11 protein-coding genes are annotated in these 12,939 nt (G+C 70.2%); 4 read left to right on the forward strand and 7 right to left on the reverse strand.

Translation table 11 applies throughout. The annotated features are described in order from the left end of the window. The first annotated feature begins 296 nt into the window (after positions 1-296). Positions 297-1,238 carry an integron integrase gene (locus E5S66_RS04230; protein ID WP_246037170.1) on the forward strand — a complete coding sequence of 314 codons (942 nt, stop codon included), beginning with the start codon at positions 297-299 and terminating at the stop codon, positions 1,236-1,238. Positions 1,239-1,241: 3 nt separating this feature from the next. Here the strand turns inward: E5S66_RS04230 and E5S66_RS04235 are convergent, their stop codons facing one another. From E5S66_RS04235 to E5S66_RS04265, 7 genes are all read right to left on the reverse strand, one after another. After that, entirely contained in the window at positions 1,242-1,664 is a 423-nt protein-coding gene (locus E5S66_RS04235) for a hypothetical protein (protein WP_138347866.1), read from the reverse strand. A 97-nt stretch (positions 1,665-1,761) separates the two neighbouring features. Beyond that, a complete protein-coding gene (locus E5S66_RS04240; protein WP_138347868.1) occupies positions 1,762-2,433 on the reverse strand; it encodes an endonuclease V in 672 nt (223 codons plus the stop codon). Beyond that, positions 2,433-2,948, reverse strand: a complete 516-nt coding sequence (locus tag E5S66_RS04245; RefSeq protein ID WP_138347870.1) for a phosphoglycerate mutase family protein — start codon at positions 2,946-2,948, stop codon at positions 2,433-2,435. Before E5S66_RS04245 ends, E5S66_RS04240 begins: the two co-directional genes overlap by 1 nt. A gap of 78 nt (positions 2,949-3,026) precedes the next feature. Then, entirely contained in the window at positions 3,027-6,617 is a 3,591-nt protein-coding gene (gene mfd / locus E5S66_RS04250) for a transcription-repair coupling factor (RefSeq protein ID WP_138347872.1), read from the reverse strand. 104 nt (positions 6,618-6,721) lie between these two features. After that, positions 6,722-7,306 carry a GNAT family N-acetyltransferase gene (locus E5S66_RS04255; protein ID WP_138347874.1) on the reverse strand — a complete coding sequence of 195 codons (585 nt, stop codon included), beginning with the start codon at positions 7,304-7,306 and terminating at the stop codon, positions 6,722-6,724. A 59-nt stretch (positions 7,307-7,365) separates the two neighbouring features. Next, positions 7,366-8,307 (reverse strand): DUF808 domain-containing protein, encoded by a 942-nt coding sequence (locus E5S66_RS04260; protein ID WP_138347876.1) that lies wholly within the window; start codon positions 8,305-8,307, stop codon positions 7,366-7,368. A 112-nt stretch (positions 8,308-8,419) separates the two neighbouring features. Continuing rightward, positions 8,420-9,277: a 23S rRNA (adenine(2030)-N(6))-methyltransferase RlmJ gene (locus E5S66_RS04265; RefSeq protein WP_138347878.1), complete on the reverse strand. Its 858-nt coding sequence runs from the start codon at positions 9,275-9,277 to the stop codon at positions 8,420-8,422. Positions 9,278-9,345: 68 nt separating this feature from the next. Between E5S66_RS04265 and creB the strand changes: the two genes are divergently transcribed. From creB to creD, 3 genes are all read left to right on the forward strand, one after another. Continuing rightward, positions 9,346-10,017, forward strand: coding sequence for a two-component system response regulator CreB (gene creB, locus E5S66_RS04270; protein ID WP_138347880.1), 672 nt, complete (start codon positions 9,346-9,348; stop codon positions 10,015-10,017). A 6-nt stretch (positions 10,018-10,023) separates the two neighbouring features. Further along, entirely contained in the window at positions 10,024-11,454 is a 1,431-nt protein-coding gene (creC, locus tag E5S66_RS04275) for a two-component system sensor histidine kinase CreC (protein ID WP_138347882.1), read from the forward strand. Between the two features lie 87 nt (positions 11,455-11,541). Beyond that, positions 11,542-12,915 (forward strand): cell envelope integrity protein CreD, encoded by a 1,374-nt coding sequence (creD, locus tag E5S66_RS04280; protein ID WP_138347884.1) that lies wholly within the window; start codon positions 11,542-11,544, stop codon positions 12,913-12,915. Positions 12,916-12,939 lie beyond the last annotated feature (24 nt).

Below are 12,939 nucleotides of genomic sequence, written 5' to 3' on the forward strand. Positions count from 1 at the left end.
GAAACGGTTGGCAAGTTGCGCCTGCGCACCGCTTGGCGCAGCTACGGAAGCCTTGCTCTTAGCGGCCTAACACCTGAGTAGACCCCAAGAGCGGGGTATAGGACGGGATGTTGCGCGGTTGGGTGGGGGCGGTCAAGCCAATTTCCTACGCAAAAACAATCCCTTGCCTGCTATGCGGCGGCGCAGCGAATGCTGAACATCTCTGTATATGGAGCGGATTCGGGGGCGTAATGGCACAAGTGCCTGAAAAACGGGGTGTAGCAAGTGATCGGGCACAAGAGAAAAAAGTCAGCCTGATGGAGGCTGTTCGCCGCAGGATTCGTGCAAAACACTACAGCTTGCGTACGGAGCAGGCTTACCTGGGGTGGGTGCGGCAATTCATTTTGGCGAACGGTCGTCGGCACCCGCGTGAGTTGGGCGGTGCGGAGGTGGAAGCGTTCCTCAGCCGGCTGGCGACGGAGCGCAACGTGGCGGCCAGTACCCAGAACCAAGCCCTGTCGGCCCTGCTGTTCCTGTACCGCGAGGTGCTGCGGGTAGATCTGCCATGGATGGCCTCGGTGCTGCGGGCGAAGCGGCCGCGCCGGTTGCCCACGGTGTTGTCGGTGGAGGAGGTGCGGCGCCTGCTGTCGATGATGGAGGGGCGCACTTGGTTGATGGCCAGCCTGCTGTACGGCACCGGGATGCGGTTGATGGAATGCCTGCGACTGCGGGTCAAGGACGTGGATTTTGCGCGCAACGAGATCCTGATCCGCAACGGCAAGGGCGGTAAGGACCGGCGCACGATGCTGCCGCGTGCGCTGGAAGGCCCGCTGCAGCGCGAGATCGAGCGGACGCGGGTGCTGCATCGGCAGGACCTTGCCGAGGGCTTCGGCAAGACGCCGCTGCCCGATGCGCTGTCGCGCAAGTACCCGGAGGCGGGCCGCGAGTTCGGTTGGCAGTTCGTGTTCCCGTCGGAGCGGCGGTCGGTGGATCCGCGCGGCGGCGGCCTGCACCGTCACCATGTGGACGATGCGGTGCTGGCCCGCGCCTTGAAAAATGCGCGGGCGCAGGCGGGGATGGAAAAGCTGCTCAGTGCGCATACCCTGCGCCATTCCTTCGCTACCCATCTGCTGGAAGCCGGCTACGACATCCGCACCATCCAGGAATTGCTGGGGCACAAGGATGTGGCCACCACCCAGATCTACACCCACGTCCTCAACCGCGGTGGGCGTGGGGTGCGCAGTCCGCTGGATGGATGAGGCTCAGGGCGCGGCGGTGATCGCCAGAGTCGCTTTCGGGGCTATCCCGCGCTCCAGCGATTGCAACGCGATGCGAAGCCCGCCCACGGTCGCATCGGTCTGGCCCTGGCCGCGCAACGGGCTGGTGTGCAGTGACAGCTCGCTGGCCGCCCCGCGTGCAGGCTGCCAGCGCAGGCGGATCTCCGCGTCGCCTGCCCACACGCAGCGCACGTCGGGCGGGCAGCGCGAGTCGTTGACCAGACGCAGGTAGGTCAGCTGGCTGCCGTCGGCCAATGTGGCGCGCTCGCCCACGCCCAGGGTCACGGTCTGCGGCGCGGTTTCGTGCACGTTGGTGTCCTCGCGATCCGGCGCTTGTGGGGATGAAGGGGCAGCACCGGCGCAACCTGCGAGCAGGGCGGTGGCGAGGAGGCTGGCGATACGGCGCATGGCGGGCTCGCGGTAGTGGCAACGGTGTACGGGTATAGCACTACCCGGATCGAGGCGATGTGTCCGGCGACCGCCCGGGTTCAGCCGCGGTCGCGTTTCAGGTCGCCGATGCGGCCAGCCCGGCCAACCGGATCGGTTCCGGCAGTCGGTGGCTGGTGGTGAAGCGCATCACCAGTTCCGGCGCCGCCGCCATCGCCACCCGATGGCCGGGCGAGACGATCAGCGGGGGACTGTCCGGCCTGCTGCGCAGCACCCAGCCGATCTGCTGGCGGACGTCGCGTAGTGGGGTGAAGGCGCCGCGCATTTCATGCAGCGCCATCCGCGGCTCGCCGGTGAGGATGGAGGTGGCAACGCCAATGCTGGGCAGGCCGGTGGCCACGCCGAAGTGCGCGGCGATGCCCAACCGGCGCGGGTGGGCGGTGCCGTGGCCGTCGACGAAGGCGAGATCCGGCGGGTGCTTGAGCATTGCCAGCGCCTCCAGCAGTGCGGGCAGTACACGGAAGCCCTGCAGGTCGGCAATCTCCGGCATCGCTGCCGGCAATCGCGCCACCTGTCGGTCGATGACCGCAAGGGTGTCCGCGTCCAGCAACAACGCGGTGGCGCGGAGGGTTGCGCCGTCGTCCTCACTGGCCGTCACGAAGCCGGCGATGCTGCGCAGCGGCTGGGCGAAGCGGTCGCGCAGCTCCACCTGCTGGACCAGTTGCTGCTGCAGGTTGTGCAGGGCGTCGATGTCGCCGGCCGAGGCTGGCGGAGGAGGCGTGGCCGCCATCAGTCGCGGAACTCGCGAAGGCTGGCATGGCCGCCCACGTCGAAGTGGACGCGATAGCGGATGCCGTAGTTGCCCTCGTCCATGTCGGCCACGGCGCAGGCGCACAGAGCGCGCGCCAGCGGCGGCAGGGTGTCGCTGTGGCCGATCACCAGTACCGTGCCGGCGGGATGTTCGGCGCGCAGGCGCCGGGCGAAGGCGGCGGCATCGGTGGGGTCGTAGGCAATCACCTCCTGCGCTTTTGCGCGGGCCACGGGCTCCGCGGTCTGGCGGGTGCGCCGTGTCGCTGAACTGTAGATCGCATCCAGTGGCTGATCCGCCAGCGAAGCGGCCAGCCGCTGCGCGCGCGCTGCGCCGATGGCGGTCAGCGGCGGATCCTTGCCGGCGGCCACGTCCTTCTCCGCGTGTCGCACCAGCAGGTAGGTGGCGCCGTCATCGCGGGCGGCGGGCATCGCGGCGCAGCTGGCCAGCAGCATGCAGGCCAGCGTTGCGATGGGAGCGGAAAGGCGGAGGCGCATCCGCACATCATAGGCCGCGCGCACGGTCCGTCGCCGGAGACGCCCCGCTTTGCCGGGTCTGCTTCCGTTGATGGCGGGCTATCCCGGCCGCAGCGCGGTCAGCAGCCCGCGCGCGGCGCTGAAGCGGGTCGTCGCATCCGGCAGTTCCAGGGTGATGCGAAGTTTGTCCGGGCCGTCCATGCGGTAGTGCTTCGGTTGGCCCTGGATCAACCGGATCACCGCCATCGGATCGACCGCGGGCTTCTCGACGAACTGCATGCGCCCGCCGCTGCCGCCAAGGTCGAGCTTGCGGATGCCGAGCCGCGTCGCATCCAGCTTCAGTTCGGCGGTGGCGAACAGATGCTTGCTGGCCTCCGGCAGCAGGCCGAAGCGGTCGATCATCTCCACCTGCAGCTCGCGCAGCGCATCGGCATCGCGGGCGGCGCTGATGCGCTTGTACAGGGTCAGGCGTGCGTGCGGGTCGGGCAGGTAGTCGTCCGGGATCAGCGCCGGCACGTGCAGGTCGACGTCGGCGCCGAAGCGGTCGGCGTCGTCCACATCGGGAATCTTGCCCTGCTTGATCGACTTGACCGCACGTTCCAGCAGCTCGGTATAGAGGCTGAAGCCGACTTCCGCCATCTGCCCGCTCTGGTCCTCGCCCAGCAGCTCGCCGGCGCCGCGGATTTCCAGGTCGTGGGTGGCCAGGGTGAAGCCGGCGCCCAGTTCGTCCATCGAGCTGATCGCCTCCAGCCGCTTCTTCGCATCCGCGGTGATGTTGCGCCCATCCGGCACCAGCAGGTAGGCGTAGGCGCGATGGTGGCTGCGGCCGACGCGCCCGCGCAGCTGGTGCAGCTGGGCCAGGCCGAACTTGTCGGCGCGGTTGATCAGGATGGTGTTGGCATTGGGGATGTCGATGCCGGATTCGATGATGGTGGAACACAGCAGCACGTTGGTGCGCTGCTTGTGGAAGTCCAGCATCACCCGCTCCAGTTCGCGTTCGTGCATCTGCCCATGGGCAATCCCGATGCGCGCATCCGGCACCAGCGCCTGCAGCTCGTCGTGCATGCGGCCGATGCTCTCGACGTCGTTGTGCAGGAAATACACCTGGCCGCCGCGCGCCAGTTCGCGCTGGAAGGCCTCGCGCAGGAGCGCGTCGTCCCAGACGTGGACGAAGGTCTGCACCGCCAGCCGATTCGCCGGCGGGGTGGCGATGAGGGAAAGGTCGCGCAACCCGCTCATCGCCATGTTCAGCGTGCGCGGAATTGGGGTGGCGGTCAGGGTGAGCAGGTGCACGTTCGCGCGCAGTTTCTTCAGCGCTTCCTTCTGGCGCACGCCGAAGCGCTGTTCCTCGTCGACGATGACCAGGCCCAGGTCGCTGAACTTCACGTCCGGCTGCAGCAGGCGGTGGGTGCCGACGATCACGTCGAGCTTGCCCTCGGCCAGCTTCTGCAGCTCCGCTTCGATTTCCTTCTTCGACTTGAAGCGCGACAGCACCTCCACCCGCAGCGGCCAGTCGGCGAAGCGGTCGCGGAAGTTGCGGTAGTGCTGCTCGGCCAGCAGGGTGGTGGGCACCAGCACCGCCACCTGTTTGCCCGCGCTTGCCGACGCGAAGGCCGCGCGTACCGCCACTTCGGTCTTGCCGAAGCCGACGTCGCCGCAGACCACGCGGTCCATCGGCTGCGAGGAGGCAAGATCGCGCAGCACGGCCTCGATCGCGGCGTGCTGGTCGGGGGTTTCCTCGAACGGGAAGGTGGCGGCGAAAGGTTCGTACATCGCCCGGTCCACGTCGATCGCCAGGCCCCGCCGCGCATGGCGCTTGGCCTGGATCTCCAGCAGTTCGGCGGCGACGTCGCGGACCTTGTCGGCGGCCTTCTTCTTCGCCTTCGCCCACTGCTCGCCGCCGAGGTTGTGCAGCGGCGCGGTGTCGGGGTTGGCGCCGGAATAGCGGCTGATGCGGTCCAGCTGCGCCACCGGCACGTACAGGCGGTCGCCCTTGGCGTATTCGATGTCGAGGAATTCGCCGGGCATGCCGCCGACGTCCATCGCCACCAGCCCGCGGTAGCGGCCGACGCCGTGGTCCTCGTGGACGATCGGCGCCCCCAGGGTGAGTTCGCCGAGGTCGCGGATGATCGCTTCCGGCTCGCGCCCCGCGCGCTTGCGCCGGCGCGGCTGGCTGGCGCGCTCGGGGAACAGCTGGCGTTCGGTGAGCACGCACAGCGCCGGCGCATCCAGCGCGAAACCATCGTCGAAGGGGGCGACGGCGATGGCGAACGCGTGCGGACCGGCCTTGCCGCCGGGCGCGGTGGCCAGCCCGAGTCGCTCCCCGATACTCGCTTGGTCGGTCTGCCCACCGCGCCCGGCGGCAGGGCCAATCGCGCCGTGGGTGACGCCCGCGAAAGCCGGCCAGTCCGCCAGCACTTCGGGTTGCAGCCCCGCCGCCTGCAGCACCTCCAACAGCGCCTCGCGGCGGCCGGCGGAATCGGCGGCGACCAGCACGCGGCCCGGATAGTTCGACAGGAAATCGCGCAGCGCCTGCCCCGCCGGCTGGTCCTTCGCGCTCAGCGGCAGCGCCGGCGCCGGCTGCACCGGCAGCGGCTGTGCTTCTTCGTGGCGCGGATGCTGCGCTCCGCAGACTTCGATGCGCGCGCCGCGGTTCAGCGTCTCGCGCAGCGCATCCGGCGACAACCACAGTTCGGCCGGCGGCAGCAGCGGCCGTTCGATGTCGTGGCGCAGCTGCTCGAAGCGTTCGCCGATCTGCTTCCATGCGTGCTCGGCGGCCTCCAGCGCACCATCGCAGACCAGCGGCAGCGCGTTTGCGGCAAGGTAGTCGAACAGGGTTTCGGTGCTGCCGACGGCGCCGCGTTGTGCGGCGAAGAACAGCGGCAGGTAGTACTCCACCCCGGCCGGCGCAAGCCCGGCCTTGAGGTCCTGCACCAGCGCGCTGCGGCGGGTGTCGATGTCGAAGCGCTCGCGCAACGCTTCCAGCGCGCGCTGCACATGGGCATCGTCCATCGGTACTTCGCGGCCGGGCAGCAGTTCGATGGCGTCGATCTTTTCCAGCGAACGCTGCGACTCCGGGTCGAAGGCACGGATGCTGTCGATCTCGTCGTCCAGCAGCTCCACCCGGAACGGCGCGTCGGCGCCCATCGGGTACACGTCCAGCAGGCCGCCGCGCACGGCGAAGTCGCCGGGGTCGAACACCTGCGGCACGTTTCGGTAGCCGGCCGATTCCAGCCGGCGCTTCTCCGCGTCCATGTCCATGCGCTGGCCCAGCCGCACGCTGAAGCGGTTGCCCAGCACGTGGCTGCGCGGCGCCAGCCGCTGCATCAGGGTGGCGGCCGGCACCACCACCACGCCGCGCTTGAGTTCGGGTAGCCGCGCCAGCGTGGCCAGCCGCTGACTGACGATCTCGGGGTGCGGGCTGAAGCGGTCGAAGGGCAGGGTTTCCCAGTCAGGGAAGCCCAGCACCGGCAGCGCCGGATCGGCGCCGGTGAGCGTGCGCAGGTCCGCTTCCAGCTGGTGTGCGGCGTGGTTGTCGCGCGCCACCAGCAACAGCGGGCCATCAATGCGTTGCGCTGCGGCCAGCGCGGCGGCGGCCAGCGCGGTGCCGGAGGCGGGTGCGCGCCAGTACGCGCGCTGCTGGCCGGCGCGCGGCAGGGGGACGGGGGATTGCAGCAGCAGTTCAGGCATGGAAAACGCGCCCGCGCCGGACGGCGTGCGCCAGCGCGTTGTCGATGGGATTGGAGGCCGATTCTACCGGGTCGAACTTCGCGCCTCACGGACGCGCCAAGCGCTCAGCCGGCCAGCAGCGGCATCGGCGGCGGGGCGATCTTCGGTTTCGGCGGCGGAATGTCCAGCACCACGCGCACCAGCCCGGGTTCGCCGGTGGGCTCCTGGCGGAAGCCCAGCGAGGTGGCCAGCGCCTGCATCGGCAGGTTGCTTTCCAGCACGTCGCCGTACACCCGCCGCACCTTGCGGCCCTTCGCCCAGCGCACCAGCCGGCGCATCAGGTGGCGGCCCAGGCCCATGCCGTTGACGTAGTGGCTGACCAGGATCGCGAATTCGGCGTCGCTGCCATTGGCATCGATGGAGATGCGCGCCACCGCGCCGACCAGTGCCTCGCCCGGCGGCAGCGGTTCGGCCGCGACCAGGGCGAAATCACGGCGCGGGTCCGGGCGGGACAGCCGCTCGGCCTGCTGCGTGCTCAGCTCCTTCATCGGATGCAGGAAGCGCTGGCGGATCTCGTCAGGCTCCAGCAGGGTGAACGCGGCCTGCATCGGCCCGGCGTCTTCCGGCCGGATCGGGCGGATCAGGATGTCGCGCCCATTGCCGAGGCGGACATGTTCGTGCCACGGGGGCATGCGGTTGCGGGCGGCCATTCGGGCATCTTGGCGTGGACGACGTTAAAAAAATGAACGGCGCGTGTCTGGGCGCACGTTCAGCCCGTCGCGGCTGGTCGCGGGCCGCGCACACGGGTGTAGGCGGTCACCGCGCCCAGCACCAGCGCGCCAGCCACCACGCCGGCGAAGGCGTTGAACAGGTTTTCCCACAGCCAGCCCGGCGGCAGCGCGTGCGCGGCCTGCGCCCAGTGGTGCAGCAGCGGGATGCCGTGGACCAGGATGCCGCCGCCGACCAGGAACATCGCCGCGGTGCCGGCCACCGACAGGAACCGCATCAACCGGGGCGCGAACGCCAGGATGCCGCGACCCAGCGCGGCGCTGGCGCGCCCGGCGCCGGTGCGGGTCAGGCGCAGGCCGAGGTCGTCCAGCTTGACGATGCCGCCGACCAGCCCGTACACCCCCAGGGTCATGACCAGCGCGATCACCACCAGCACGCCCAGCTGCCTGAGGAACGGCTGGGTGGCCACGGTGCCGAGGGTGATCACGATGATTTCCGCGGAAAGAATGAAGTCGGTGCGGATCGCGCCGCGGATCTTGTCGCGCTCGAACGCCACCATGTCCATCGACTCATCGGCCACCGCCTGCACCAGCATGTCGTGGTGTTCGCTGGCCTCGCCCTTGTGCAGGAACTTGTGCGCCAGCTTCTCCACGCCTTCGTAGCAGAGGTAGGCGCCGCCCAGCATCAGCAGCGGCAGGATCAGCGGCACGCCAATGCCGCGCGATTTCAGCCAGGCTTCCAGCGCCGCGATTGCCAGCGCCGCCGGCACCAGGATCGCCTTGTTGAGCAGCGAGCCCTTGGCCACCGCCCATACCACCGGCAGTTCGCGCTCGGCCTGGATGCCGGTCACCTGCTGCGCGTTCAGCGCCAGGTCGTCGCCCAGCACGCCGGCGGTTTTCTTGGTGGCGACCTTGGCCATCACCGAGATGTCGTCGAGCAGGGTGGCGATGTCGTCGAAGAGGGCGAAGAAGCTGGAAGCCATGGGCCGACCGGGTCGAGGGGCAGGGCGAAAGTCTCGCACGCGCAAGCGAAAAGCGGGGTCAGGATGGCCCTTTCTCGGGCGGGGAGGACCGTGCCCTCCCGGTGCCGCTTCCTTATGCCGCTTCGCGCAGCCACTCCAGCCGCGCGCTGGCGCCGGGCTCGCCCAGCGCGCGGCGCAGGGCGTCGAGGGTCGGGCGCATGGCGACGTCGAACTGCCACGGCGGATTGAGGATCAGCAGGCCGCTGCCGTTCATCCGCAGCGGCGAATCGTCCGCGCGCACCAGCAGTTCCAGCAGCAGCGCCGACTTCGCCGGCAGTTTCGCCGCGGCGCGCCGGAACGGGTGCAGCGCGCGGCCCTGCTTGATCGGATACCACAGCGCGAACATGCCCTGCGGCCAGCGCGCCAGGCCTTCCTTCAGCGCGGCCAGCGCGAGGTCGAATTCGGCCAGCTGCGCCTCGAACGGCGGATCGATCAGCACCAGCCCGCGGGCGAACTTCTGCGCGCCGTGTTTCGGCGGCAGCAGCGCCTTGAGCGCGGCGTAGCCGTCGCGGGCGTGCACGGCGATGCGCGGATCGGCGGCGAAGTGCTGCTTCAGCACCGCGGCTTCTTCCGGATGCAGCTCGCAGGCGGCGATCCGGTCGGTCTCGCGCAGGGCGTGCCCCAGCAGCCACGGTGAGCCCGGATAGGCCGCGCCACCGTGCTGGCTGCGGCAGGCGCGCACCGCCGCCAGGTAGCGCTGGATGGCCGGGTCGCGCGGCGCTTCCGCCTGCAGCCGGGCGATCCCGTCCTGCGCCTCGCCGGTGGCCTGCGCGGCCTCGCCGTCGAGCTTGTACAGCCCGCGGCCGGCGTGGGTATCCAGCGCGAAGCAGGGCGACGGTTTGGCGGTCAGCGCCTCGCACAGGGCCAGCAGCACGACGTGCTTGAGGACATCGGCGTGGTTGCCGGCATGGAAGGCATGGCGATAGTTCATGCGCGCATTGTCGCCCGACTTCACATTCGCCACGCAAACCGCCGCAGGCGGCCGGTTACGATGCCGCCATGTCCACCACGATCCTGTTGGCCGAAGACGAGGCCGCCATTGCCGAGACCGTGCTGTACGCGCTGCGCGCCGAAGGCTTCGCCGCCGAGCACGTGCTGCTGGGTGGGCAGGTGCTGCCGCGCTTGCAGCAGGGCGGGATCGACCTGGTCATCCTCGACGTCGGCCTGCCCGATGCCAGCGGCTTCGAGGTCTGCCGCCGGCTGCGCGAACGCCACGCGCTGCCGGTGATCTTCCTCACCGCGCGCAGCGACGAGATCGACCGCGTGCTGGGGCTGGAGCTGGGCGCCGACGACTACATGGCCAAGCCGTTTTCGCCGCGCGAGCTGGTGGCGCGGGTGCGCGCGCGGCTGCGCCGGCACGAAGGCGGGCAGGCGCGCCAACGCGGCTGCTTCGAGCTGGATGCCGACGCCCACCGGATCCGCTACGCCGGCCACTGGCTGGAGTTGACCCGCTACGAGCACGCGCTGCTGGCCGAGCTGCTGCGCCGCCCCGGTGCCATCCTGGCCCGCGCGCAGCTGCTGGACCGGGTGTGGGCGGATGCGCTGGAGTCCGGTGAGCGCACCGTCGATACCCACATCAAGACCCTGCGCGCCAAGCTGCGCCAGCTCGATCCCGCGCGCGACCCGATCCGCACCCATCGCGGGCTGGGTTATTCCATCGAGGTGGACTGAATCCCGGTGAAGATCGCGCTGCGCGTGCTGCTGGGCTATTTCCTGATCGTCGCGCTGGCGGCGCTGCTGCTGGTCAACGTGTTCGTGCAGCAGGTCAAGCCGGGCGTGCGGCAGGCGATGGAGGACACCCTGGCCGACACCGCCAACGTGCTGGCGGAACTGGCCAGCGACGACCTGCTGGCCGGCCGCATCGCCGACGGCCGCTTCGCGACGCGGGTGCGGGCGATGACCGGGCGCGAGCTGGATGCCGACATCTGGGGGCAGGCCAAGCGCCGCGCCAGCTACCGGGTGACCATCACCGACGCGCGCGGGATCGTGGTGTTCGATTCCGCGGGCAAGGAAGTGGGCCGCGACAACTCGCGCTGGAACGACGTCTACCGCACCCTGCGCGGCCAATACGGCGCGCGTTCCACCCGCGACGATCCGGACGACGAGGCCAGCACGGTGATGTACGTGGCCGCGCCGATCCGCGATGCCGGTGGCCGGATCGCCGGCGTGCTCACCGTATCCAAGCCGAACCGCAGCATCCAGCCGTTCATCGAGCGCAGCCAGACAACCATCCTGCGCTGGGGCTGGGTGCTGCTGGGCAGCGCGCTGCTGGTGGGTGGCTTGGCCGCGTGGTGGCTGTCGCGCCAGCTGGCCGCACTGCGCCGCTATGCCGACGCGGTGGCGCGCGGTGAGCGCGCGTCCCTGCCGGACGCCGCCGGCGAATTCGCCGACCTCGGCCGCGCGCTGGAAAGCATGCGCCGGCAGCTGGAGGGCAAGCAGTACGTCGAGCGCTACGTGCACGCGCTGACCCACGAATTGAAAAGCCCGCTGGCGGCGATCCGCGGCGCGGCCGAGCTGCTGGAAGGGCCGCTGCCGGAAGCCGACCGCGCGCGCTTCGTCGCCAGCATCGACGCCCAGGGCCGGCGCATGGCGGCGATGGTGGACCGGCTGCTGGCGCTGGCCGCGCTGGAGCATCGCCAAGGCCTGGACGCGCCGCTGCCACTGGACCTGGCCGCGCTGGCGGGCGATGCGCTGGACGACGCGGCGCCGCGGGCGCAGGCGCGTGGCGTGCAGGTGGATCTGCAGGTGGACGATGCGTTGCCGGCGGTCGAAGGCGATGCGTTCCTGCTGCGCCAGCTGCTGGGCAACCTGATCGACAACGCCATCGACTTCTCGCCCGCCGGCGGCGTGGTGGAGGTGCGGCTGCAGGCGCAGCCCGATGGCCTGCGCATCGAGGTCGCCGACCGCGGCCCCGGCCTTCCCGACTTCGCGCTGGAGCGGGTGTTCGAGCGCTTCTATTCGCTGCCGCGTCCGGACGGCAGCGCGCGCGGCAACGGCCTCGGCCTGAACTTCGTCGCCGAGATCGCCAAACTGCACCGCGGCACGGTCAGCCTGGGCAATCGCGAGGGCGGCGGCGCCATCGCCGTGGTCGTGTTGCCGCCCGCATAGGCGCGCTTCACGCCCGCCTCATCGTCGCGCCATCGTCGCCTCGAACCGCCGCGCCAGGCTGTCGCCATCTTCCGATGGAGCAAGACGATGCGACTGGCATTCAAGGCCGGGATGGTGGTGCTGCTGACCCTGGCCATCCTCATTCCGCTGCAGCTGATCCGCGGCACCATCCACGAACGCCAGATGTACCGCGAGCAGGCGGTGCGCGACATCGGCGCCAGCTTCGGTGCGCGCCAGACCATCGCCGGGCCGGTGCTGGTGGTGCCCTACGAGGAACGCGTGGTCGAGGTGACCAGCGACGAGAATGGCAACGAGCGCCGCAGCCTGCGGCGCAGGAGCGGGCAGTGGACGTTCTTCCCGGCCAGCCTGTCGATCGACGGCGAACTCAAGCCGGACGTGCGCCGGCGCGGCCTGCACGAGGTGCGCGTGTATCAGTGGGACGGGCGCGCACTGGCGCGCTTCGAAGCGGCCATACCGGTCGAGGCCGACGGCGTGCAGCGCCGCATCGGCCAGCCGTGGCTGAGTCTGGGGATCGCCGACGTCGGTGGCCTGCACGGCACGCCGCGGATCAGCGTGGACGGCGTGGCGGTGGCGGTGGCGCAGGGCCTCGGCCATGCCGACGGTCCCGGCGTACACGCGCGGCTGGCGGTGCCCGCTGCAGGAAGCCGGCTGCGGCTGGATGTGCGCGCCGAACTGTCGCTGCGCGGCACCGAATCTTTCGCGATGCTGCCGCTGGGCGAGGCCAACGACCTGCGCCTGCGTTCGCGCTGGCGCAGCCCGAAGTTCGAGGGCCGCTCGCCGCAGCACGACATCGATGCGCATGGTTTCCGCGCGCGCTGGCAGATCGCCGCGGTGGCGAGCAACGCGCAGCGACGCTACTTGCAGTCTCCGGCGCTGGCACCGGAGCAGGCGCTGTCCGAATCGGCCCGCGCGGCGCTGAGCGCCGGCATGCCGTGGACGCCGCCGGGCGATGCGGTCAGCGTGGCGCTGATCGACCCGGTGAACCCTTATCTGCAGGCCGACCGCGCCAGCAAGTACGGCCTGCTGTTCGTGCTGCTGACCTTCGTCGGCTTCTTCATGTTCGAACTGATCAAGCGGGTGCGCGTGCATCCCATCCAGTACCTGCTGGTGGGCATGGCCATCGCGATCTTCTTCCTGCTGCTGCTGAGCCTGAGCGAGTACCTCGCTTTCGGCCTGTCCTACCTGCTGGCGGCGGCAGCCTGCATCGGCCTGATCGGCTTCTACCTGTCGGCGGTGCTGCGCAGCCGCGCGCGCGGGCTGGGGTTCGCAGTGATGCTGGCCGCGCTGTACGCGGCGCTGTACGGGCTGCTGTTGTCGGAGGACAACGCGCTGGCGCTGGGCGCCGGGCTGCTGTTCGCGATCCTGGCGGGGATCATGCTGGCGACCCGGCAGGTGGACTGGTACCAGCTGTCCGGCCGCGACGAGGGCGGGCTGCGCTGAGGCCGGGCCGTGCCGAATCGAACG

It is taken from the genome of Thermomonas fusca (assembly GCF_005862345.1).
Classification (GTDB): domain Bacteria; phylum Pseudomonadota; class Gammaproteobacteria; order Xanthomonadales; family Xanthomonadaceae; genus Thermomonas; species Thermomonas fusca.